Raw genomic sequence first — 24,324 nt, 5'->3', positions numbered from 1 at the left:
GAAAGCTTCGGGCGCGCAGCAGAGGGTCGTGACCAGGGATGTTCATGGGACGCGTTCGCCCTGGCGTAGGTGCATTCCCGCTGACTGGCACCTTCCGCCCTCAGGGGCTTGAAGCAGCAGTTCCAACGTCCGGCTCAACGTCCAGTGCCCTCGCCATAGCCTTTGCTGTTGCACTACCCCTTGTCAGTGGCGCCGAGGCCCAGGAGGCCAAGGATACTTCGGGGACGAACCTTCCGTGCTGACAAGGACCCTGTCGTTCTCGAACGAGTATCGATTCCTGCCGGGGGACGAATACTACGATATTTCGAACGTCCGTTACACCGAGCCTTTTTTCGACGGAAAGGCTTCCGTTCGTCTGACCGTGCCGCTCGATGCAACCAATCTGACCGGCGACGACGAATTCGGCCTCGGCGACATTGCGGCTAAGCTCAGCTGGATTCCCTATTTGAGCAGGCGGCAGGCGTTTATCCTCAGCACCGAGATTTATGCGCCGACCGCCTCCGAGGATGTACTTGGCACCGGCAAATGGGTCGCCGCGCCCGGGCTGACCTGGGCCTATTTTGCCAGTCCGGAGGTCATCATCGCCCCCGCCTACATCCAAAATTTTTCATTCGCCGGTCACAGTGACCGAGCCAATGTCAATCGCGGCGATTTCGATCTCTACGTCGTCGACAAACCTCACGCCAAACGCTGGTGGCTCACGTCCGACTTGACCGCAAGTTACGATTTCGAAGCCAAGACAGCACCCATGTCCTGGGAGGTTGCCTTGGGCTTCAATCTGGGCAAACTGGCAAACGGCGGCGCCATCAATGGCTACATCAGGCCAGGTATCGGCATCGGCAACGACCGGCCCTACGACTACAACATGGAGGTCGGCGTTTCGTTGGTCAGTTTTTAGCGACCAATGAGACCTTGGTACAGAGAGGGAGACGATGACTGAATCAAGATCATCTGCCTGGCTATTTACCGCGACAGCTGTTCTTGTGGCATTCGCTCCCACAGGGCAAGCAAATGCCACCGAGGCCGTTGCCGGACGCTATATCCCCGGCGCCTTCGCGAGTCCCGGTGCGGGTATTGTGCCGCCCACGCCGGGCGCCGGCTATTGGGCAATGTCCAACATCTACTACCATGGCGAAGCAGATGGCCAGGTTCCATTCGGCAAAGGCTCGGTCGCGGTGGGTCTCACCGGCGATATCTATGCCGCGATTCTGGCAGGGGTTTACGTGCCCGAGTTGCACTTGCCAGGAAACTGGACCTACGCCGTCCAGCTTGCCGTCCCCCTGGGCTGGACCGGGGCCACTGCCGCGGTCGGCCCGCTGGGGGCGGATCAGCATGTCACCGGGCTCGGCGACATCGCTTTCGCGCCGCTCGTGTTTGGGTGGCACAACGATGCCATGAACACCTGGCTGTCGGCATCCCTGACGATCACCGCACCGACCGGCGAATGGAAGGAAGGGGACCTTGCCTTCATCGGCCTCAACTACTGGACGTTCACGCCGGCGATCGGATTCACCTATCTCATCCCGCAACACGGGCTGGACCTTTCCGCCAAATTAGGCGTGGACATCAACACCACGAACCCGGACACCGATTACTACAGCGGTGCGATGGCCCACCTCGATCTTTCGGTCACAAAGGCCGTAACGGAGAACCTTTCCGTGGGGGCGATCGCGGGCTTCCTGGACCAAATCGAAGACGATCGGGGCGCGTTCGCCGACACCCACGATGGATTCAGGGGCCGCTCGATCGCGCTCGGGCCGCTGGTCAAATACAAGGCCAAGTTCGGAGAGAAAACCGAGGTCGATTTCACCTTGAGGTGGGCCCATGAGGTCGAGGTCGAAAACCGCATGAAGGGCGACGCTGTGTTCTTCGACGTTTCCGGCAAGTTTTGAGCGGCGGGACAAACCAAGTGCTGATGCGCAAGCGGGTTGGCAAGATTGTCGCGGCTTTGTACCTGCTCACGCTGACGGCGTGCGGAGGGGGACCGGAAGGCGTTTTGGCACCGGTAGCCGTTAATATGCGGTCAGCGTCGGCATCTGACGTAACGATGTTGGTGGCGACCAGCCGCAAACCGTCGGGCGATCCTGCAACGCTGTTCACGGGCGAGCGCAGCCCGACTCTTTCCTTGACCGACCTGACCATTTCAATTCCGCCGGACCGTGCATCCGGCACGGTCGAGTGGCCGAAAAAGCTGCCGCCGAATCCCCAAAAGGAGTTTGCTGTCGTTGCCGCGAAGAACCTTTCAATCCCGCAGGCCGGCGACTGGCTGCACTCTCACAATCCGAGCGGCCATGTGCTCGTCTTCGTCCATGGCTTCAACAACCGCTATGAGGATTCTGTTTTTCGCTTCGCGCAATTTGTCCATGACTCGGGCGCGAAGGTCACGCCCATCCTTTTCACCTGGCCATCGCGCGCCAGCGTCCTCGACTACAATTACGACAAGGAAAGCACCAACTTTTCCCGCACCGCCTTCGAACGAACATTGAAGGCTTTGGCCAATGATCGCGGCGTCACCGACATTACCGTTATGGCCCATTCGATGGGAACCTGGCTCGCCATGGAGGGGCTGAGGCAAATGGCCCTGCAGGACGGTCAGGTTTCTCCCAAAATCAGGAATGTAATTCTTGCATCTCCCGACCTTGATGTGGATGTCTTCGGGCGCCAGTGGACAGAACTCGGGCCCAAGAAGCCGAAATTCACCATCATGATCTCGCGCGACGACCGGGCGCTTGCAATCTCGCGTCTGATTTCAGGCGATGTCGACCGGGTGGGCCAGATTGATCCGTCAAAAGAGCCATACAAGTCGAAGCTGCAAGCGGCGGGAATAACGGTCATCGACCTGACCAATGTAAAGACGGACGATCGCTTGAATCACAGCAAGTTTGCCGAGAGTCCTGAAATCGTGGCGTTGCTGGGATCTCAATTGGCCTCCGGCCAGATCCTGACCGACTCGCGTACAAGCCTTGGCGACGGACTGGGCATGATGATTGCGGGCACAGTGGGGACGGTCGGCAAGGTCGCGGCAACGACGGTCACCGCTCCCATTGCGATGATGGAGGGAAAGGGGAAAACCCCGGCACCCGATCAGCTCGGAACGATCCTGAAGGCCGATCCGACGGCGGAATGAACTCGGGGTTCTGACAATCAGGAGTCCAGCAGTTCGGCCCTTCCCGCACGTATCGTTACCGTAACGTACTTCGAAATCCTGCGCCGCGACCCGAGAGTGCTGGTCGACTTCGACACTGCCCCGTTCGCAGGACCCCGCAATGAGCGTTGCACCCGTAACCGGAAAATCCGGCTCCGATAGCATCTCCGTCGAGCTGTCGTCGCGCCGAACCGGCATGTCGTTCCAGCGCACCCGCATGAGCGCCGACCGCACGCTGATGTCGGTGATCCGCACCGCGCTATCCCTGATCAGCTTTGGCTTCACCATCTTCCAGGTGTTCCAGAAGCTGCGGGACGCAGGCACGCTCGCTCACGCCGCCGCACCGCGCAATTTCGGGGTGACGCTGGTGCTGCTCGGCATCCTGATGCTGGTCGTCGGCATCATCTATCACGTGCTTTTCATGGCCGGACTGCGCCGCGAACGCGATGCGATGCACGATGCCGGTCTGATCCATGCCCAAAGCGGATACCCGGTCTCATTCACGCTGATAACGGCAGTGATCCTGTTGCTGATCGGTCTCGTCGCCATCAGCAGCATGGTTTTCAACGTCGGTCCGTTCACGGACGCCTCAGCTGCATGAGAAAGGATGGACAACCTTGAGATGGAAACTCCCCGCATCATCGCGCTGCGAACCGCGCTTCGTGAACTGCACAAGGCGCAGGACAGCGCAATCGCCGAACTCGCAGATGAAAACAGCGCCGAGAACCGTAAGGCTCTCCACGACATTGCCGACACTTTGAAAACACTCCGATCAATCCAGAAGGAAGAGCAGGGCATCGTCACGCGGATTTTGAAATGGCTGCACGTGATCCCGTGAAAAGGCGCTTCAGCCATTCGCGATCATGCCACTGAGACAGCGGTAACCAAGGAGAAACAGGATGGCGAAATCACCAAAGACCGGCAAGCCGAACATCCTCGTCATATGGGGCGACGATATCGGCACGGCCAATCTGAGTTGCTACACGCACGGATTGATGGGCTACAAGACGCCCAACATCGACCGCCTCGCCAAGGAAGGCTTGATGTTCACCGACGCCTATGGCGAACAGTCCTGCACCGCCGGTCGCTCGTCCTTCATCACCGGGCAGAGCGTCTATCGCACAGGTCTTTCAAAAGTCGGCCTGCCGGGCGCCGATGTCGGCCTGCAGGCCGAAGATCCGACTATTGCGGAAGTTCTCAAGCCGCTCGGCTATGCAACGGGGCAGTTCGGCAAGAACCATCTGGGCGACATGAACAAATATCTGCCGACAGCGCATGGCTTCGACGAATTCTTCGGCAATCTCTACCACCTCAACGCCGAGGAAGATCCGGAAGATCCGAACTATCCGAAGGACCCGCGGTTCAAGGAAAAATTCGGCCCGCGCGGCTTGCTGCATTGCTGGGCGACGGACAAGGACGACCCCACCGAGCAACCGCGCTGGGGCCGCATCGGCAAGCAGAAAATCACTGATACCGGTCCACTGACGCGCAAACGCATGGAGACCGTCGACGACGAAATCGCGGCCAAGGCGAAGGACTTCATCAAACGCCAGAATGATGCCGGCAAGCCGTTTTTCATGTGGCTCAACTTCACCCACATGCATCTTCGCACCCACACCAAGCCCGAGAGCCTGGGGCAGGCAGGGCCAGACCAGTCGCCCTATCACGACACGATGATCGACCACGACAAGAACGTCGGAGAAATGCTCGACTATCTCGACGAGCTCGGCATCGCCGACGACACCTTCGTCATGTACTCGACCGACAACGGCCCACATATGAACTCATGGCCGGATGCCGGCATGACGATGTTCCGCTCGGAGAAGGACACCAATTGGGAAGGCGCCTTCCGCGTGCCGCTCATCGTTCGCTGGCCCGGCAAGGTTCCGGCAGGCGAGGTGACCAACGACATTGTCCAGCACCACGACTGGCTGCCGACCTTCTGCGCGATCGCCGGCGATGCCGACATCCCGAACAAGCTGCTCAAGGGCCACAAGGCCGGCGACAAGACGTTCAAAGTCCATATCGATGGTTACAACCTTTTCGATTTCCTGACGAAGAAAGGCGTGGAGAGCCCGCGCCATGGCCTCGTCTATTTCGACGACGACGGCAGCCTCGTGGCAGTGCGCTTCAAGAACTGGAAGGTCGTGTTCATGGAACAGCGGACCGAAGGCACGTTGCGCCTGTGGATGGATCCGCTGGTCGTCCTGCGCTGTCCCAAACTTTTCAACCTGAGGACAGATCCGTATGAGCGGGCGGACGTTACCTCGAACACTTACTTCGATTGGTACATGTCCAAGGGCTACATGATTATGGCGGCGCAAGCGGTCGTCCAGCCGTTCCTTGCATCGTTCAAGGACTACCCTCCACGCCAGAAAGCGGCGAGCTTCACGCTTGACCAGGCGCTCGCGAAGATGGCGGAGAGCTTCAACAGCGGGCACTAAAGCATGTGCTCCGGCGGCAGGCGCACGCCTGCCGCCGGCGTCTGCCGAACCGCGGAATCACAGACGGAGAACGCCATGACCTTCAGACATCTGCTCGCAGGCGCTTTCGCTTTCGGTCTTTCAATGTCCGTGACCGATCCCAGCGCCGCGAAGGTGTGGACTTCGGAGCAACTCGCCGCGCGCACGATCGAACGCCGTGCCGTCGAGGCGGTCATCTGGGGCATTCCGGCCGTCAATTACGACCTGATGCTGCAGGAAACGCTCAACAAGGCCAAAGGCAAGGTCAACCAGATCGTCTATTGGTCCCGCCTGCCGGATTGGAAGAACCAGACGCTCACACCGAACCCGGATTCCATCTACCTGATGCCCTTCATCGATACCAAGGACGTTGGCCCGGTCGTCCTCGAAATCCCGCCTGCAGACGGCGGCTCGATAACCGGCAGCATCGACGATGCCTGGCAGGCGGCTCTCGAAGATGTCGGACCGGCCGGCGTCGACAAGGGCAAGGGCGGCAAATACCTGATCCTGCCGCCGGGCTACAAGGACAAGGCGCCCGACGGCTACATCGCGCTGCCATCGAACACCTACCAGAGCTATGCGCTGCTTCGCTCCATCCTAAAAAGCGGCAGCGCAGCCGATGTCGCAAAGGCGGTCGAATACGGGAAGCGGGTCAAGCTTTACCCGCTCTCGGAGGCTGGCAATCCACCGCCGACCACATTCGTCGATGCGATCGACGTCGTCTTCGATGCCACGATCCCCTATGACATCGACTTCTACAAGTCGCTCGACCGCATGGTGCAATACGAGCCGTGGCTGGAGCGAGACAAGGCGATGATCGACATGCTCAAGTCGATTGGCATCGAAAAAGGCAAGCCGTTCGCGCCCGACGCCGGGACCCAAACGGCCCTGAGGGCAGCGGCACAGGAAGCCCACGCCTATCTCGACATGCGCTACGAGCAGTTGTTCGGGGCCACCTACTACGACAGCGCCCACTGGGCGGTGCCTGCCACGCCCGCCGTCATCGAAGGCATGTCGACACAATTTGCCAAGCCGGGCGACTATCCTACGGAGGGGCGCGGAGTGGCCTACTCGATGGGATTCTTCAGCGCCAAGCATTTGGGCGCCGGCCAGTTTTACCTGATGACGTTCAGGGACGCGGGCGGCAAGCAGTTCGATGGCGCCAGAACCTATCGCCTTACCGTGCCGGCGAAGGCGCCGGTGAGCCAGTACTGGTCGGCGACCGCCTACGACCGGGCGACTCACGCGCTGATCCGTGACCAGAAGTGGTCGAGCCGTTCGTCGCAGAACACGGACATCCAGAAAAACGCCGATGGCTCGGTGGACGTGTTCTTCGGCCCGAAGGCTCCGAAGGGCAAGGAATCGAATTGGGTGCCCACCAGCCCCAAAGGAAAATTCGAAGTCCTCTTCCGCCTCTACGGTCCGGAAAAACCGCTGTTCGACAAGACATGGATGCTGCCGGATATCGAGAAGACAAAGTGAGGACACTCACATGAAAATACGGGCTTTCACAATTGCCACGGCACTCTCGTTCGCCGCGCTTGGTTCCTTAGCGGGCTTGCAAGCCCGAGCAGCGGATGCCGTACCGGTCACCGTCGACAATTTCGTTCGCGCCGAAACCGATCTCTATTTCGGCAGTGCGATCAAGGACGCAGGTGGGATAGGCAAGTTCCTGCATCGCCGCGAGCCGATGCAGATCGAGCATCAGGCCGTTGTTCGCGCGAATCGCGATACGCTTTATTCGTCCGCCGTTTTCGACCTCGACGCCGGTCCCGTGACGATCACATTGCCCGACGCCGGAGACCGGTTCATGTCGCTGATGATCGTCAACGAGGATCACTATGTGCCGCAAGTCGTCTATGGGGGCGGTAGCTATAAGCTCGACAAGGAGACGGTCGGCACGCGCTATGTGCTTGCCGGTATCCGCACGTTGGTCGATCCAGCCAATCCCGACGACGTGACGAAAGTGCATGCCCTGCAGGATGCGATAAAGGCCGAGCAGGCCAATGCCGGCAGCTTCGAAAGCCCGGCGTGGGATCAGGCGAGCCAGAAGAAGGTGCGCGATGCACTGCTGGTTCTTGCCACCACGATGCCAGACTTCAAGGGTGCATTCGGCAAGAAGGGAGACGTCGACCCTGTCCGCCACCTCGTTGGCAGTGCGGCAGCATGGGGTGGCAATCCGGACAAGGATGCCACCTATCTCAACATCACCCCGGCCAACAATGACGGCACAACCGTCTACAAACTTGACGTCAAGGATGTGCCCGTCGACGGCTTCTGGTCGGTGAGCCTCTACAATGCCGAAGGCTATTACGAGAAGAACCAGTACAACGCCTACTCGCTGAACAACCTCACGGCCAAGAAGGGCGACGACGGCACAATCTCTGTCCAGTTCGGCAGTTGTGACGGCAAGATCGCCAATTGCCTGCCGATCATGAAGGGCTGGAATTACACCGTGCGGCTCTACCGCCCGCGAGCCGAGATTTTGGACGGGAAGTGGACATTCCCGGAGCCGAAGGCGGCCAAATAACAATCCTGCGATCTTCGGCGCCGTCACAAATACCGGCTGAACCAGGAGGGAAGGATGACGCGTCAAACTGCTCCACTCGCGAAAGCCCCGGTCAGATCGTCTGAAGCGGATGCTGCCGGGTTGAACCCGCAACCCTTGCCGCCCTCGCCGAACTGGGCGGCGGCGATGCCCTCCGGCCCTGACGCGCGGGTGAAAATCACCGAGCAGTACGCGCGAACCGTCGCGCGGGACGCCTTTCTCTGGGCTTGGCCCCTGGTCAATGTCATGAACCGCCGCGCGATAAATGCAGAGATCCCGCAGCCGCTGATCTCAGGCGGCGCTCCGGCCGCGCCACTCAACCGGCTATCGATGATTACGGACTACATAGCGCCCGACGAGCGGTTGGTAGCCTGCCCGAACCAGGATGTCGTCTATGGCGGCGGGCCGCTGGCGCTGGATCTTTCACCGGCGGTGATACAGGTGCCAGATTTCGGCAATCGCTTCTGGGTCTACCAGATCGTCAATTCACGAACCGACAGCTTCGCAAGCCTGGGCAAGATGTATGCGAGCCAGCCCGGCTTCTACTTGTTCGTCGGCCCGGGCTGGCAGGGTGAGGTACCCAAGGGCATCGCGAAGGTGTTTCGATGCACCACGACGACCGGCTACGTGATCCCTCGTGTGTTCATGGACGACACCATTGAGGACCGGGCAGCGATTCAGCCGGTCATCAACCAGATAAACATCTACCCGCTCAGCGAATTCGACGGCACCATGAAAACTGTCGACTGGAAAGGCATTCCGCATGTCGATGCCGAGGGTGGCGATAAGGAAACGCCATGGGTACCGCCGGCAACGTTCTTCGACGCATTGCCCGGTGCGCTCGCCGATGCTCCTCCGCTTCCCGGCGAAGAGGCTCGCTACGCCCAGGTCCTGGCGGTGCTGCAGGCGGCAAAGGTCGACGCGGGTCTGCGAAAGGCGATGGACGATGAGGCGGCCAGGGCCGATACCGAGCTTGTCGCTCCCCTGTTCGAATTCCGCAACTGGGGGGTCCAACTCCCGTTCAATTGGTCGACGACATCCAACAACGCAGCATTCGGCACGGACTATTTTACGCGGACTGCCGTCGCGAAATCCAACATCTTCGTCAATGCACCGAACGAGACGAAGTATTATTATCAAGACCTCGATGCGGACGGCCGACGTCTGAACGGAAGCAAAAAGTATACTGTAACTTTTCCGAAGGACCAAACGCCGCCCGTGAGGGGCTTTTGGTCGCTGACGCTCTACAACGAACACCATTTCTTTGCGCCGAACGTTATCAAGCGATACTCGGTCGGCACGAAGAACGCGGATCTCAGGCTTGCCGCCGACGGGTCCTTGGCGATCATCGTTCAATCCGATGCGCCCTCGGACCCTGTGCAGCGGGCCAATTGGCTTCCTGCGCCGAAAGGTGCCGACTTCTCGCTCTTCCTGCGCGCCTATTGGCCAAAAACCGCGGTCATCGATGGCTCCTGGACGCCGCCACCAGTGGAACGGCAGTAGAGGCGACAACAGGACACCAAGAGGAGGAGAGCAATGACACGTTCATTCAAGGGCAAGATCGCGCTCGACGTTCGCGATTCCAAGGCGGATTGGGACGCCTTCCTCGACAATCGGGCACCCAAGGATGCCCCCAACGTCCTCGTCATCCTCTACGACGACACCGGCCAGGCAGCCTGGTCGCCCTATGGCGGACGCATCGAGATGCCGACGCTCGACCGGCTGGCGAAGAACGGGCTCACCTACACGCAGTGGCACACGACTGCCGTCTGTTCGCCGACACGCTCTTGCTTCCTGACTGGCCACAACCACCATGCCAACGGCTTTGGCACCATCTCGGAAGCTGCCACGGGTTTCCCCGGCTACAACGGGCATATCCCGCTGGAAAACGGCACGATCGCCAGCATCCTGCGCGACGCGGGCTGGAGCACCTTCTGGATCGGCAAGAACCACAACGTGCCGGTCGACGCCTTCGGGATGAGCGCCTCGAAGAAGAAGTGGCCGCTCGGCCTCGGCTATGACCGCTTCTACGGCTTCATCGGCGGCGAGACGAACCAATGGTATCCCGAACTGATCGAGGACAACCACTTCGTCGACCAGCCCAGCCAGCCAGAAGACGGATACCATTTTTCGAAGGATATCGCCGACAAGGCTATCGGATTCATCCGTGACTCCCGCCAGGCCGACCCAGGGAAGCCCTGGTACATGTGGTACTGCCCCGGCGCGAACCATGCGCCACATCACGCGCCGCAAGACTTCATCGACAAGTACAAGGGCAGGTTCGACGACGGCTACGAGGCCTACCGCAAGTGGGTTCTGAAGCGGATGATCGAGCGCGGTATCCTGCCGGCCGACACGGAGCTGACGCCCATCAATCCGATGCCACCGGAGATCGCCGCCGAGGGCGACATGGTGCGGCCCTGGAACACTCTCAATGCCGACGAGAAGCGCCTGTTCAGCCGCATGGCCGAAGTCTATGCCGCCTTTTCGGAATACACCGACGTCCAGATCGGCCGGCTGGTCGACTACCTCGAGGAATCGGGACAGCTCGACAACACGCTGATTTTCTACTGCGCCGATAACGGCGCCTCGGGTGAAGGCAGCCCCAGCGGCTCCGTCAACGAAAACCTGTTCTTCAACGGCTTCCCGGATGATGTGAACCGCAACCTTGCCATGATCGACAAGCTGGGATCGCCCGACACCTACAACCACTATCCTACCGGCTGGGCGACAGCTTTCTCGACGCCATACAAGATGTTCAAGCGCTATGCCTCGTACGCCGGCGGCACCTGCGATCCGCTGGTCATCCATTGGCCAAAGGGGATCAAGGCCAAAGGCGAAATGCGCCACCAGTACCATCATTGCACCGACATCGTACCGACGATCCTGGAAGCCTGCGGCGTGAAGATGCCCGACGCGATCGACGGCGTAAAACAGTCGCCTTTGGCCGGCGTTTCGATGGCCTACACCTTCGATGACGCCAAGGCGCCGACCACCAAGGAGACCCAGTACTATGAGATGTGCGGCACTCGCGGCATCTGGTCGAAAGGCTGGAAGGCCGCCGCCGTCCACGCGCCGCTTCCTTCGGACCAGGGCCATTTCGACAAGGACGTCTGGCAACTCTTCCACACCGACGCAGATCGCTCGGAGGCCCGCGACCTGGCTGCCCAGCATCCCGAAAAGCTGAAGGAACTGACCGACCTCTGGCTATCGGAGGCCAACAAGAACAACGTGCTGCCGCTCATAGATCTCGGCGTGGCGGCCATGCACGCCGCCGAATACCACGCGCCAAAACGGAACCGATACGTCTATTATCCGGGCACGACCGAGGTGCCCGAGGCAGCGGCGGCTCCTACGCTTGCCGTGTCGTTCAAGATACTGGCCGAGGTCGAGTTCACCGGCAACAGTCAGGGCGTGATCGTGGCGCAAGGCTCGCGCTTCGGCGGCTATTCGCTATTCGTCAAGGGTGGCAAGCTGTTCTACGTCTACAACTTCCTCGGCATCCCGCCCGAGCAGCGGCTGGTTGTCGAAGCGCCCAAGCTGGGCAAGCACATTGTCGGCGTCGAGTTCGTCAAGGAACGGATCACCAAACAGCTGGAGACCCTGGGCCAGATGACGCTCTACGTCGATGAGGAACCGGTCGCGCACGCGGCCTTCCGCACCCAGACGGGCCGTTACATCCTCTGCGGCGAGGGGCTTTGCGTCGGCTACGATGGCGGCGATGCCGTCAGCAGCGAATACAAGCCGCAGTTCCCGTTCGCAAACGGGCGGGTGGTCAAGGTCGTCTTCGACGTCGCCGATGACGTGTATCTCGATCTGGAGCGGAAGTTCGCCGCCGCGATGGCCCGGGACTGAGGGAGCACGATGACGATCGCGCAGCTCATTCCCATGGCCATCAACCTCTCGATGGGGCTGATGGTGTTCGCGCTTGGGCTCCAGGCAAGCTGGCGGGATGCGGCATACTTGTTGCGGCAGCCGGGGCTTTTTGCCAGATCCCTGCTTTCCATGAACGTCATCATGGTTTTGCTGGCGATCGCGATGGATGCGTTGTTTGCCCTCAACCCGGCAGTCAAGCTCGCCCTGGTGGCGCTCGCTTTGTCGCCGGTGCCACCGGTCCTTCCCGGCAAACAAACCAAGGCCGGCGGCTCGGTTTCCTACACGGCCAGCCTGCTCGTTACCATGGCGGCGCTTTCCGTCGTCATCGTGCCGTTGGGTATCGCCCTCATCGGCCGCACATTCGGGTTCGGGATCGCCGTGCCGGCCAGCCAGATCGTATCGATCGTGGCGACAGGCATTGTCCTGCCGCTCATCATCGGGCTGCTCGTCCGCCAGTTCGCTCCCGCCCTCGCATCCCGCCTCGCGCGCCCGCTGTCTCTATTTGCAACGATCCTGCTGGTCGCGGCCTTCATTCCGGTGCTCATCAGGATCTGGCCGGCCATGGCGGCGATGATCGGCAATGGATCACTTGCCGCGCTGGCTTTCTTTGTCGTGGTTGGCGTCCTGGTCGGTCACGGTCTTGGGGGTCCGGAGGCCGACAACAGAACCGTGCTGGCCCTCGCCACCGCAACGCGTCATCCTGGCGTGGCCATCGCGATCGCCCACGCAACCTTTCCCGACGAGAAGGCCGCCATGGCCGTGGTACTCTGGCATCTGATCGGTAGCGCGATCCTATGCATTCCCTACGTGAACTGGCGCAAGCGCGTCCGCGCAGCAACGCAGTCAAAGACCGCATTGTGACGGAACTGTTGAGAATTTGCCGGAAAAGCCGGATGATTGAATGATTGCGATGCTTCTTCGTCGCCGCCGGCAATTGTCCGGGATCGACGCCTGGAGGCATCTTCTGGTCGCCGCGGTGACGGGAGCGGACGAACGAGGCGAGTTCATTCAGGAGAAGCCCAAATCCGGCAGCCCTGCCGCCGGCACAATCGACAGCCGCGGCCTGTCCGTGACGACGGCGCAAGGAGGTTGACGGATGGACGAAATCGCAAGAGCTGATGACCTGCTGGTCGAAAAACGGGAGGCGATCCCGCAGTCTGTCAATTCACCGACCGACGGCATGATCTGGATACCAGGCGGCTCGTTTCTGATGGGCTCCGACAAATTCTATCCCGAGGAGGCGCCGGCCCATCGCGTGAAAGTCGACGGTTTCTGGATGGACCGATTTACCGTGACCAATGGCGATTTCGAAAAATTCGTCGCCGCGACGGGCTACGTCACGCTGGCCGAAAAGCCGGCCAACCCGGACAATTACCCAGGCGCATTGCCGGACATGCTTTCGCCGTCCTCGACCATGTTCAAGAAGCCGGCCGGACCGGTCGACATGCGCAACCACTACAACTGGTGGGTCTATGTGCACGGCGCCAACTGGCGCCATCCGAGAGGCCCCGCCAGCTCGATCAAGAAGCTGGCCGATCACCCGGTGGTGCATGTCGCCCATGAGGATGTCGAGGCTTATGCGCGTTGGGCAGGCAAGGAGTTGCCGACCGAAGCCGAATGGGAGTTTGCGGCGCGCGGCGGCCTCGAAGGCGCCGACTACGTGTGGGGCGATGAACTCACGCCCGGTGGACAGCACATGGCCAATACCTGGCAGGGCGAGTTTCCTTATCGCAACTCGCTGGACGATGGTTACGAATACACGGCGCCGGTGGGCTCGTTCCCGCCCAATGGCTACGGTCTTTTCGACATGGCCGGCAACGTCTGGCAGTGGACGACGGACTGGTATCAGGAGCACGGCAGGATCGACAGCCCGTGCTGCACGGCGGAAAACCCGCGCGGCGCCCCGCGCGAGGCAAGCTACGACCCGCGCCAACCGGACGTGAAAATCCCGCGCAAGGTGACCAAGGGCGGTTCGCATCTCTGCGCGCCAAACTATTGCCGGCGCTATCGTCCCGCGGCACGCATGGCACAGCCCGTCGACACGTCGATTTCCCATCTTGGTTTCCGCTGCATTGTCCGCATCACCAGGGACGGCAACCCATGATCGTTGCACAATGGCTGAACCAGCTGGCTGAACTCAGCGCCCCGATCATCGATCTTCTGGCCCTGGTCCTGATCCTGGCAGGGACGCTCGAGGCCTTCGTAAACGGTGTCAGGGTGATGCTCAGCCATCCGGACGGGCACTACGCCATTCGCGCGGTGTGGATGCGTCATGCCAGATGGCTGATCGCCGGCCTTACATTCCAACTTGCGGCCGATATCATCGAGACCTCCGTCGCGCCGAGTTGGGACGACGTAGGCCGCCTGGCGGCGATTGCCGTGATCCGGACATTCCTCAATTTCTTCCTGGAGCGAGATCAACGGGAGGCTCGCGAACTCCAGCAGGAGAGTGAAGCCAGAAAGATGGCAATGACCTAGAGCGGTTCAAACGCCGAACCGCTCTATCTCTTTGTTTTGACGCAATTCCGGACGGAAACCGTTTCACACTTGTCCTGGAATTGCTCTAATGCATGTCGCCCAAAAGCGGCCCGGTTTGGGGCAACGACATGCAAGGCGCGTCGCCGGAATCCGTTTCAACGCAGCGCGCTTTAGACGGCCATAAGCCCTACTGGAGGCGAAGGCCGGCGAGTTGGAGGCCTTGTGCAAGCTCCGTGGTCAACTGCGGATCAAGGTGACGGCGAGACATATCGGAATGGAAATTCTGCTCGAAATCGGGGCGCTCTCTGCGTATGTCGGAGATGATTGCGGATGCATCTCCCTCTCGCCCCAAGCGTCCCAACGTTGCCGTCAACAACAGGTCGGTGAGATAGCATCCGTTGGCCTCGCGCTTCAGGCGGAGCAACACGTCACCCAGTTGTCCCTGGCGATAGGCGTCGAACGCCAGCGTCCACTCAGCGTCCGGTAGCGGCAACCCGTCGACCTTCAGGGCCTCGTTTGCAAGCCTTATCCCCTCGTCTCGCTCGCCGGTGGCGTAGAGAATCCGGGCGAATGTAGCTGCTACCTTGGTGTTGTAAGGGTTGAGCGTAATTGCCCTGCGCCCCGCGGACACCGCTGCTTCGACGTGGCCTGCCCGAAACTCCGCCATCATCTTGGCGGTGAAGCTGCGGGAGGATTCCGGGGCCAGCGCTACTGCACTATCGGCATGTTCGTGAGCGGCCGCAGTCAGGTCGGTCGACGCATCTGGCTGATCGATCGACAGGAGTATCGGGACCAGCATCGCATGCGCATCGGCATCGTACGGGCGCTGCCGCAACGTCCGCTCGAGGCATTGCCTCGCTTGCTCCAAGACTTGCGGCGTCTGCATCCCCAACGCGCGGTTGGCCCGCAGAACGCAACCATTGCCCAGCGTAGGATGTTCCAGGTCCCGGTTAGCCTCGACGGTGTTGATCGCGCCATCCAACGAGGCGATGCGTGCAGCCAGCCGGGAAACCAGCAATTCGGCCGGGTCGGCCGACGAGGCGGTATCGACGTGAACGCGCTCTTTCTCGGATTGAATCGCTTCCCCTGTCTGCTGGTCGACGACCTGCCACCAGACCGACTTCTGGACCGAATCCGAACTGTACTTCAGGATCAGTCGATAACGGCTAAGAGGCAAGGCAGCGGGGGTGCCTTCGGCGGTACTTGACGTGTAGGCGTCGGGCGCTGAAAGCCTTAGCGTACTGAAGTCTGAAAGCGCGCTCATCAGCAAGTCACGCAGGGCGATTGCTTCGTGATCGTTGACACCGTCCAATTGCAGATCGACGGCGACCGACGGCCTTTCCGAAATGGTCATGGTGTTCAGACCACTGAGCAGATTGTAGCCAAAAAACAGCGCCACGCAGGACAAGGCAACTCCAGCGAGGCCCGTCCTTCTCAGGGCGACGATGGCTTTTCGCCTCATCATTCGACGTTGATCTGATCTGGTCGCGACAATCCGGGGACGAGATTGCACGCGACCAAGGTGACCGCTCTCCTCAGAGTCCTCCCGGATGTGCCGGGTAAACAGTGGCACATACCTGCCTTTCGGGAGTTCGATGCTGATCTCTCGGTCCGACCCGTATAGTTCATAGTAGCGGGCGAGAGCCGCTCGAAGCCGGGTTGCTTCGATTCGGACGATCGGATCGGTCGAAGCGTCGAAGGACGGCGGACGGCCGAAGACGTCAACGGCTATGGAGTATGCCTTGAGCGCGCTCTCGCGTCCGGCGAAAAGCTCTTCGGAAACAAAGCGCAAGAATTTTCTGTTGCGCTCGGAACATTGAAACTGAGGGTCTGAAAGGATCGCTTCGAGCTCTTCGTGAGCCTGCGTATAAGAGACTGCTAAATATCGACCCGAATCGATATCACCTTCGTGGTTGGCTTCCACTGCACGCTCCTCGGATCTTTTTGACAGCTCGCGTGCTGCATTCCAGCGTCTCAGGCTAAACCGCTGCTGTTGTTGACGCTATGCAGTTTGTGCCAGCGGTGATCGGGTAGACGGCGAACAGGCGACTTGGCTGCCTCTTTTCGCTGAAAAACGTCAAGTTTCGGCATATTGTGATTTTCCCGTTATTTTGAGAAGCAAGAAGCCACCCTTCGTTTGGCAGGATCGTTGGCAAGTACATTCGATTCTAAACTTAACCATCGGTAATTTTTCACGGTACGCTTGCGCCGCGAGCTGCTATACTTATAGCGCGGGGGGAGGGTCTCGCGGATCATCCCATGGTCAATGACGCTTCTGAGGAGAGGCAGCTTGGCGATTGCAGCGGTCAGTCTTTGCCTGCCAGTTCGGCTGGTCGGATGAATTCCGTTGCGCTCAACGTCCACACCGTCAAGCTTCAGACCGCGGAAGATCTTCGAGAGGCGGTGCGTGGTGCGGATTTGAAGATCGTCCAATTGGCGCCGGGCATATTTGACGGCCATTTGATGCATGCGCAGATCGGTGCGCTGTCTCTAAGCACTGGCGATTTTGGACCGGATATCCGCGCACGTGGCGTGATGAATCAGCACTTGGTGACAATCGGCATGATGCTGGAGAGCAGCGGTGCGGTCACGCAATGGGACTACGACGTCGTTCCTGGCGACGTCATCGTGTTTCCCAAATCGGTCGAGCAAGAGGGGCGTTTTACCGGTCACTCCCGCTACGCGACAATCACACTCAGCGAAGACGCACTTGCTGCCTTCGCGGCAGGTGAGCCGGTTCTGCAGGACCCGCAGTTCTGGACCAAGATCTCGAGGTTCCACCGGTCACCGTCCCTGCGGGCATCTGCTCGCCGTGCGATTGGGGAAATGGTTTCGCAATTGCGTGAGGGTTTAGTCCCTGACGATGAAGCAGGGATACGCTATTTCCAGCGATCTCTTGTCGAAGCCTTCATCACAGGCATTGTCGATGAGGTGTCGAACGAGAGCGACGAACGGCATTGCTCTGGCGCGAAATTGGTCCGCGATGTCGAGGATTTTGTCGACAGCATCGAAATCGATCGTCCGGTGCATATCTCGGAATTGTGCTCATCTCTCATGGTATCACGGCGCACTCTCCACCGTGCCTTTCAGCATACCCTGGGGATAGGTCCGGTCGCCTACCTGCGCCTGAGGCGCTTATCGGACGTTCATCGCGTGCTAAGCAGCGCGAACCCGACCTGTGTCGGCGTTACGCAAGCTGCCCTTGATCAAGGGTTCACCGATCTCGGGAGGTTTGCGGCGTTCTATAAAAGGATTTTTGGCGAGGTCCCTTCAGAGACACGCTTCAAAGCGACGAGCCCGCTTGGTCGCCAGTCACGCTCACAGCGCGGTACGGCCTTTCCGCTTGTCCAAGATCAGGCTGCTCCGGGATTAGATGTCAGTGGCTTTGGGACGGCCTTAATGCCGTTTTCCTGAAATGCCTGGTGCACGGCGATCAAAGCGGCGCGGCGGATCATGAAGTGTCTGCCCGCTTTCGCCTTGAATTTGGCCCGGATGACCAGCGTGCCGTCCTCGACTTCGCCAATTCCCTGGCTCTTGAACGGCTCGAGCATATCTGCGGCAAGTTCCGGGTTGGCTGACATATCCTGGCCGATCTTCTTGAAAATCTTGCGGACTTTTTCGACATCGGTGTCGAATGCAACGCGAAAGGTCAGTTTCTCGATCATCCAGTCGCGGCTGAAATTCTGAATCTTGCCAATCTCGCCATAGGGGATTGTCGCCAAGGCACCGCGCTGATGGCGCAGGGAAACCGACCGGACCGAGATTTTTTCCACGGTCCCCTTGGCGCCCGACGTTTCGATATATTCGCCGAAGCGGAATGCATCGTCGATCAGGAAAAACAGCCCGGAGACCAGGTCCTTCACCAGCGTCTGCGAGCCGAAGCCGATGGCCAGCCCGAACACGCTCAAGCCGGCGATCAGCGGCCAGACATTGACCCCGATCGACACCAGGATCGAGAGCAGCGCCAAGGCCACAATGCTCGATTTGCCGACCGCGCTGATCAGCGGCACCAGCGTGCCCAACCGTGAACGCGGCGCACCCAGCGCCTCCTCGTCATCACCTGCGGCGGGCAACTCCGCGCGCAAGGCGCGAACCGACACTGCGCCGACCACGTTCCACAGAAACGCCGCCACCAACATGATCAGCGCCACACCGGATGCGCCCTTGACGACCTCTCGCAGATCTATGCCGAACCCGGCAGCCAGCGGTGTCGCCCACAGCGTTCCCAGCATGGCAATCATGATAGCCACAACGGTGAAGCGGGCGGTCTGTCGCCCTGCCGCTGCCAAGATCGAGATGTCAGGAGACTCCAATCCGCGTTGCGCCCAGTTCCCGATCATTGCGTCGAGATGTGGTGCGGCGAGAAATATCAACCCGGTCAGCAAAACGGCCGACCCACGAAGTGATGCTCCCATGGTCAGCGCGGCCTGAGTGGTGAGAAAGGTGATTATCAGGAACGCGATCACGATTGCCGGCCACACTTTGGCGAGACGGGTGCGCCAGCGGCTTCTGGGGCGCGGACCGGCGACGGCGACTGCCATTGTGCGTCTGTGCCGCCATACGGCCCATGCAAACAGAACGTAGATCGGAATTGCGAAGCCTGTTCGCAGCAGATCCCCCAAGGCCGGCCCGACGGTCCAAAGCCGCAACGTCGCGATCAGCGTTGTGCCGATGATCGCCAAGCCAATGGCAAGCGAGAGGTCGCGCACGAGCGCTGCCAGATGGGCGGAGCGCTCCTGCGCGAACTCGGATCGCCGCGATGCCATCAACAGTGATCTGACGGCGGCGAGAATGACGAAGCCGAGCACGGTCACCACCGTCCAAAGGTGAAGGGTTTGCAAAGGCACGCCAGAACCGGCCAGCAGCCGCGCAGCAATGAAGCCGATCACCAGCGCCACTACAATAGCCGCCACGCCCGCGAAGAATCTGCGCGATGCACTGCTTGTCGCACTCGCCTTCGCGAACCGCCGGGCAAGCAGGATGTACACGCCGGCGACGAGCGCAACGACCAACACAATCTCGAACAGGAGCCCAAGAAGAGATGTTCCCCCGGCTGCAAGCGAGGCCCTCAGGTTTTCAAGCTCGACGGGGACGTTGCCCAAAGCGGAAACCCGCGCGAACAGTCCGGAGACGAAACGATCGGCGAGCTGTTCGAAGCCCGAGATCAACGAAGTAACGTCCGTATCCGCTGTCTTGTCCACGATTTCCCCCTCTTCAGCGCCTCGGAAGCCAGTTCCGGCAGTCAAGGCCGCTGTCTCGCTATCCAGCACCCGACCGTCGCACAATTCAAGCTTCTTTTCTGTCCGGACCTGTTGCCCGCGCGCGGGGTCCGAGCGCACTGAACTTGTCGCCCCAGAGCGCAACGACCGCGCCTATGAGATAGGCCTGATTGGAGATGTCTATCAGGCGTTTACAGTGGCTTTCTTCTGGCTCGATTCTTAGAAAACCAACATCTCATTCAGCTCTCGATTTGACGCCTCGCCGTAAGCAAGTATGCAAACGACAATGGCCCATTCGACGGGTGTGTTTCATCGTAGCGGAGCGGGCGTGTTGAGAGAAGTTTGGGCGACATTCCATCGCTGACTGAGAGGCAGCGCCGCGAGGAAGCGCTGAATGGCTCACGTCTTCGGCGATGCAAAATAACAACTGCGCCGCTCGACCAGCTTGCCCACCTGCGAGCCCCTTCCCAGATCAACTGCCAAGGCCTGGAGACGGCACACCAACCCGGATCAATCTCGAAAAATCCGGTGAAAGGCCCGACTTCCGCGCACGGTCGTCTATGTGGGCCACCTCCCGCAAGGTCGACAATGGCAAGCGGGTATCGAGCGCACCGCGGTCGTACGCATAATCAGGAAGATAGCCGTTAACAATGAGCCGCCAGTCGAATGGAACCACGTCGCCGACTGCTCGCATCATCTTGACGATCGTCGTCGTGCAGTTCGTCGTGATCGAATTGTAGAATGCAGGCTTCGTGGAAAGCGCATTTGCGTCCGAGACGTATTCCAGCAGAAGCGTCCGGGCCGCGTCAGGCGATGCTTTCAGGCGATAGATCTGGACGTCCTCTCCCCGAACATTTGACCTGACACCGACCACGTCTCGCTCGTCGGCCGCGATAATAACCAAGGGATTGCTCTTGAACAGATCCGCTATGGGCGAAAACTCGCCACCTACACGGCGCCGCACCTCAATGGACCAAGCAAGATATTCACCGCCCGAGAAGCCAAAGCTCATGATGACATGGGCCATTTTCGGTCCAGCCCAATAGGACATGAAGAGGTCGGCGGTCTGAACCGTGGAAAGGTCGTAGGTTCGGGTTGTCCAACGTTCGGTGAAATCGGTGTCGCTGCGCCATTCGAAATCACGCACGTCTTTCAGGGTTAACAGGTTTCCATCGCGCGTCCCGGTTACCTGACGGGCGACATCGGGCGCCCAGTCGGCGTCGCCCAAAGGCTTGATGGTGCTCCACCAGACCAGAACCGCAGCAAACGCGGCGAGAAACAGGACGAGCGCCCGGAAGCGAAAACGGCTGAACAGCGCGATGATCGTGCCGAGGCCGAACAAGATGAAAAGGGCGCAGGCCGCAGCCCGGCCGAGCTCTCCCGCAGGCAGGCGATACCACATGGCAAATCCGGCCCAGGCAGCTACGGCGGCAATGGCGAGCGACAAGATAATGGCGAACGAGATTTGAGCGATGCGACGCATCATTCCCCCTTCCAGCCCTACGGTACCAACAGAGGCGTCTCTTCAGGGGCGGCCGGAGTCGCTTGCTGCCGTCCGAATGCCATTCTCACGGGCGCTGGAACCAACTTCGAGATGGAGCATCCATAAAGCTTTGTTGCCGGCCCTAGCCTGGAACAATTACTTCTTACAACCTTTCGTGGAGGTCGCTGGCAAAGTACAGCCCTTGTTGGCCTGTGTCCTTCGAGAGCCGGTCAAATTCTCGACCTCGTTGCCGTAGTTTTCTCTGGTGTTCTGATCGACCACTGCAACGGGTGCCGAAATCACCAACCCTGCAGCACTGCCAGCCGCAGCCGCCGCGCCGGTCGTCGCTTGCACGATCGTGTCGCCAAGGCCCACCCTGCTGTCTGTCAGGGTCTGGCCAGCAGCCATCCGCGCTCCAATCAACTGGACGATCTGCGGAGACGAGGCGAACTTGCCGTGATTCAAACTGTCTCCGGACTTGACCTTCGTCAGGTCGATGACGGTTACATTGTTGCTTGAAAGTTCTTCCTTGTATGGAGCCTCTTCCGGATTGATAGAGCCGAGCCGGGGGATGTTGCCCCAGACCCGTCGCGAAAATGCGAGCGCCCGGTCATCCTGCGAGACAAAGAGGGTGAACTGGGGGTGCTGTTTGCCCATGTCGGCAATCTGTGTGCGAAACACGTCGACATCGACGTCAGGCGCGGCCAGCATGACGTTCTTGAACTTCGCCGGCAGTCCGCCATTGCGGATGGCCATCTGGCGCAAGGATTCCAACGCAAGCCAGTTGCCCATCGAATGGGCGAGGATCGAAACCTCTTTCACTTCAGGATCGCGAGCGAGGTATTGGAACAGCGTCTCGAGCGCATCTCGCGTGTAATTCGTGCTTTCGCGATCGTAGCCATAGGCCAGCGTACTGCCTCGGGAAGGCCATGTGACCAGGATCGGAGCGCTGTCGGTGCCTGTGTCGTGAGCGATCTGCGCAAAGCGATAAAGGGAGTCTTCGAAGCGGTTGTTGAAGCCATGGACGAATACCAGCACGCTGTGGTCCGGGCTCTTCCTGACAGTGGCGTGCAGCCATTCCTTCGCGCCATCCCGTGTTAACTCTTCGGCTTTCACCACCGCGAAATCGGTTGCCGGGTTTGAGGGCAGCTTCTTGGGCCAGGCGACCTCGCCGACCTTGCGCACCGACGCTGGTGGGATCGACACCGTAACGTCCGCGAATGAAGGAGCTATCCCGCGTTCGCCCGTATACATCTCGGCCGGATTGGTGGAGCGCGCGCGGGTCGTCGTCACCAGCATCTCCACCTTGCTGGATGCCGGAGATGTATCGGCTACGGGCAACAACACATTCGTTGGACGAGATGCGCAACCGCCAGACAGGCCGATCAGTGCGAATGCCAGCAACGCACGGGGGATACACATGAATTTGAACTCGCCTGCAAAGCCGGCTTCCAAAACGTCCCCCTCACGTGTGCAACGTCAACAAGCCGCCTCGGATACTGCTTGTTGCCAATCGAAGTCAGTTGACAATGATTGCCTCGACAGTGGCACCCAAGATCCGATCGGCACGCTGCTCCACACCACCAACCAAGTACCGGAATCCGTTCTTTTGCGCAACTGCTGGGCCCCGCGTCTCAACATTTCGCCTGGCTGCGCGCCGCCGGTCCGCTCCTAACTAAACAGCGAGGCATTCAACGAAGAGGTCGTCGAGTACCCGGCCGCTGCAAGCCATGCCGCCGACTTTACTTGATGCGGGCGACGCCACCCGAAATCTCGATCGTTTCCGACCCGGTCAGGGCCTCGAGGTCACCATTGGGCCAGGTGACGAAACAGCCGTTCGGGCAGAATTCCACGGTCTCGCCGGCATGCAGTGCAAGCTTCGTCTTGCTACCGCCTTCCGTCACGATCAACGTTCGGATCTTGCTGTCCTTGTTAACCACGCTGGCTGCCAAAGCCGAACCACCCACGGCAAGAACAGCAATGACGGCGGCGAACGACGTCAACACGTCGCACTTGATCGGCCGATTTAGTGGCGGGCAATATTTGAACTGCTGTGTCACTAGGGTCGTGAACCACCCATTCGGGTTGATCATGAAGGCGCCTCTGCCGACGAGGTTGGCATTGGCGATGGGATCACCGTTTCCGAACCGGGCTAATCACCTGTCACCTGCCATTTGTCGTCGGGATTGAATTGCTTTATCGCGCCGGCCAAAGCCTCCGTCTTCGGGCCTAGATCGGCCTCGTAGACGATACCTTGCTGATTGACCACAAAGGTTTTGACGCCCGTTTCGGCATATTTCACAGGCCAGGCCACCAGCCCGAAACCCGCGATCATGTTGCCGTTGATGATATAGTTGTAGGCGCCACCGGCGATATTCGCGCCTTGGCCGGTCAGGATGCGGAAGCGATACCCAAAATAGCCATTGCCTTTCTTCGCCTTGTCGAGAGCCGCCTGGTTGATGAAATCGCCTGCCGGACTGACGCCATTGGTCTCGTCGGACGGCCAATATAGCCCGTCGGCTCGGCCCTCGCTGCTGATCAGCTTCTGGGCGTATTCCAGCACGCCATCGCCGTCGCGGTCCTCTGAAGCGTAGTCACGCTGAGCTTCCACATAGGCGCGAACCGTTTCGATCGCCGTGATCTCATTTTCCCCGACGCGCCGGTTGATGATCTCTTCGATGCCAGCCTGGGTATCGAAAGCCCACTTGCCGTCCTTGCCCTTGGCGATGGGGAATGGCAGCGTCCATAGCTTGTCGCCAATGTCGAGTTCCTTGCGGTCGCCAAGATCACGCACTATCACCGTCTTCGCAGCGCCTTGCCGGATCTGCGTGTAGGTATCCATCACGCCTTCACTTGTCCTCAGCTTTGCGGCATCCAGCCCAAGCAGTACGGCCAGTCCATCGAAATCATCCTTTGCCAGGACTGACTTGAACGCGTCCACAGCCGCCGAGGGATCATCGAAAAGCGGCGGACCTTTTTTGGCCACGTAATCCTCGAGGCTGTGCACCTCCTGCGCGCTGGCAAAATTTGCGGAACCCGCGCCAATGCTCAAGATCATTCCGGCCCCGAGCAGCGAACGTAGAACAAGACTCCGGACGGACGTTTTCATGTCG

Annotated in this window: 21 protein-coding genes; 15 read left to right on the top strand and 6 right to left on the bottom strand. The window is 60.0% G+C overall.

The annotated features are described in order from the left end of the window. Positions 1 to 235: 235 nt before the first annotated feature. The 14 genes from AC1D08_RS17225 to AC1D08_RS17160 all read left to right on the top strand — a co-directional run bounded on the left by AC1D08_RS17225 (position 236) and on the right by AC1D08_RS17160 (position 14,509). Positions 236 to 898 carry a hypothetical protein gene (locus AC1D08_RS17225; protein WP_477228344.1) on the top strand — a complete coding sequence of 221 codons (663 nt, stop codon included), beginning with the start codon at positions 236 to 238 and terminating at the stop codon, positions 896 to 898. Positions 899 to 932: 34 nt separating this feature from the next. Continuing rightward, positions 933 to 1,892 (top strand): SphA family protein, encoded by a 960-nt coding sequence (locus tag AC1D08_RS17220; protein ID WP_477228343.1) that lies wholly within the window; start codon positions 933 to 935, stop codon positions 1,890 to 1,892. Positions 1,893 to 1,915: 23 nt separating this feature from the next. Then, positions 1,916 to 3,127 carry an alpha/beta hydrolase gene (locus tag AC1D08_RS17215; RefSeq protein WP_457153605.1) on the top strand — a complete coding sequence of 404 codons (1,212 nt, stop codon included), beginning with the start codon at positions 1,916 to 1,918 and terminating at the stop codon, positions 3,125 to 3,127. 139 nt (positions 3,128 to 3,266) lie between these two features. Further along, positions 3,267 to 3,746, top strand: a complete 480-nt coding sequence (locus AC1D08_RS17210; RefSeq protein WP_457153602.1) for a YidH family protein — start codon at positions 3,267 to 3,269, stop codon at positions 3,744 to 3,746. A 6-nt stretch (positions 3,747 to 3,752) separates the two neighbouring features. After that, the gene (locus AC1D08_RS17205; RefSeq protein ID WP_457153601.1) at positions 3,753 to 3,983 is read left to right on the top strand and encodes a hypothetical protein; all 231 of its coding nucleotides are present in this window, start codon (positions 3,753 to 3,755) and stop codon (positions 3,981 to 3,983) included. A gap of 61 nt (positions 3,984 to 4,044) precedes the next feature. Then, entirely contained in the window at positions 4,045 to 5,589 is a 1,545-nt protein-coding gene (locus AC1D08_RS17200) for an arylsulfatase (protein ID WP_457153600.1), read from the top strand. A 75-nt stretch (positions 5,590 to 5,664) separates the two neighbouring features. Next, positions 5,665 to 7,089 carry a DUF1254 domain-containing protein gene (locus AC1D08_RS17195; RefSeq protein ID WP_477228341.1) on the top strand — a complete coding sequence of 475 codons (1,425 nt, stop codon included), beginning with the start codon at positions 5,665 to 5,667 and terminating at the stop codon, positions 7,087 to 7,089. 10 nt (positions 7,090 to 7,099) lie between these two features. After that, positions 7,100 to 8,137 (top strand): DUF1254 domain-containing protein, encoded by a 1,038-nt coding sequence (locus AC1D08_RS17190; RefSeq protein ID WP_457154905.1) that lies wholly within the window; start codon positions 7,100 to 7,102, stop codon positions 8,135 to 8,137. Positions 8,138 to 8,257: 120 nt separating this feature from the next. Beyond that, positions 8,258 to 9,658, top strand: coding sequence for a DUF1254 domain-containing protein (locus tag AC1D08_RS17185; RefSeq protein WP_477423621.1), 1,401 nt, complete (start codon positions 8,258 to 8,260; stop codon positions 9,656 to 9,658). A gap of 33 nt (positions 9,659 to 9,691) precedes the next feature. Next, positions 9,692 to 12,010: an arylsulfatase gene (locus AC1D08_RS17180; RefSeq protein WP_477423619.1), complete on the top strand. Its 2,319-nt coding sequence runs from the start codon at positions 9,692 to 9,694 to the stop codon at positions 12,008 to 12,010. A 9-nt stretch (positions 12,011 to 12,019) separates the two neighbouring features. Beyond that, positions 12,020 to 12,892 (top strand): bile acid:sodium symporter family protein, encoded by an 873-nt coding sequence (locus tag AC1D08_RS17175; protein WP_457154495.1) that lies wholly within the window; start codon positions 12,020 to 12,022, stop codon positions 12,890 to 12,892. Between the two features lie 40 nt (positions 12,893 to 12,932). Further along, on the top strand, positions 12,933 to 13,124 hold the full coding sequence (locus tag AC1D08_RS17170; RefSeq protein WP_457154496.1) for a hypothetical protein: 192 nt from the start codon (positions 12,933 to 12,935) through the stop codon (positions 13,122 to 13,124). Positions 13,125 to 13,211: 87 nt separating this feature from the next. After that, complete coding sequence (locus AC1D08_RS17165; RefSeq protein ID WP_457154497.1) at positions 13,212 to 14,135, top strand: formylglycine-generating enzyme family protein; 924 nt, start codon at positions 13,212 to 13,214, stop codon at positions 14,133 to 14,135. Beyond that, the gene (locus AC1D08_RS17160; protein WP_095089161.1) at positions 14,132 to 14,509 is read left to right on the top strand and encodes a DUF1622 domain-containing protein; all 378 of its coding nucleotides are present in this window, start codon (positions 14,132 to 14,134) and stop codon (positions 14,507 to 14,509) included. Before AC1D08_RS17165 ends, AC1D08_RS17160 begins: the two co-directional genes overlap by 4 nt. Before the next feature lie 187 nt (positions 14,510 to 14,696). Here AC1D08_RS17160 and AC1D08_RS17155 read toward each other — a convergent pair whose 3' ends face one another. Beyond that, the gene (locus AC1D08_RS17155) at positions 14,697 to 16,433 is read right to left on the bottom strand and encodes a tetratricopeptide repeat protein (protein ID WP_477423617.1); all 1,737 of its coding nucleotides are present in this window, start codon (positions 16,431 to 16,433) and stop codon (positions 14,697 to 14,699) included. Between the two features lie 335 nt (positions 16,434 to 16,768). On the opposite strand from AC1D08_RS17155, the gene AC1D08_RS17150 reads away from it, so the two are divergent. Further along, positions 16,769 to 17,923 (top strand): helix-turn-helix domain-containing protein, encoded by a 1,155-nt coding sequence (locus tag AC1D08_RS17150; RefSeq protein WP_477423615.1) that lies wholly within the window; start codon positions 16,769 to 16,771, stop codon positions 17,921 to 17,923. Here AC1D08_RS17150 and AC1D08_RS17145 read toward each other — a convergent pair. The 5 genes from AC1D08_RS17145 to AC1D08_RS17125 form a co-directional block, all read right to left on the bottom strand. Next, positions 17,863 to 19,710, bottom strand: a complete 1,848-nt coding sequence (locus AC1D08_RS17145; protein WP_477228335.1) for a mechanosensitive ion channel domain-containing protein — start codon at positions 19,708 to 19,710, stop codon at positions 17,863 to 17,865. The genes AC1D08_RS17150 and AC1D08_RS17145 overlap by 61 nt on opposite strands. 490 nt (positions 19,711 to 20,200) lie before the next feature. Then, positions 20,201 to 21,214, bottom strand: coding sequence for an Lnb N-terminal periplasmic domain-containing protein (locus tag AC1D08_RS17140; protein ID WP_457154178.1), 1,014 nt, complete (start codon positions 21,212 to 21,214; stop codon positions 20,201 to 20,203). Positions 21,215 to 21,367: 153 nt separating this feature from the next. Continuing rightward, a complete protein-coding gene (locus AC1D08_RS17135) occupies positions 21,368 to 22,633 on the bottom strand; it encodes an alpha/beta hydrolase (RefSeq protein WP_477228451.1) in 1,266 nt (421 codons plus the stop codon). Between the two features lie 320 nt (positions 22,634 to 22,953). After that, a complete protein-coding gene (locus tag AC1D08_RS17130; RefSeq protein WP_457155351.1) occupies positions 22,954 to 23,217 on the bottom strand; it encodes a hypothetical protein in 264 nt (87 codons plus the stop codon). 146 nt (positions 23,218 to 23,363) lie between these two features. Then, a complete protein-coding gene (locus AC1D08_RS17125) occupies positions 23,364 to 24,269 on the bottom strand; it encodes a DUF2950 domain-containing protein (protein WP_477423613.1) in 906 nt (301 codons plus the stop codon). Between the last annotated feature and the right edge of the window lie 55 nt (positions 24,270 to 24,324).

The organism is Mesorhizobium sp. P2_E6, from assembly GCF_056403835.1.
Note: the sequence above shows the minus strand (reverse complement) of the source record. Positions and strands in the feature narration are given on the sequence as shown.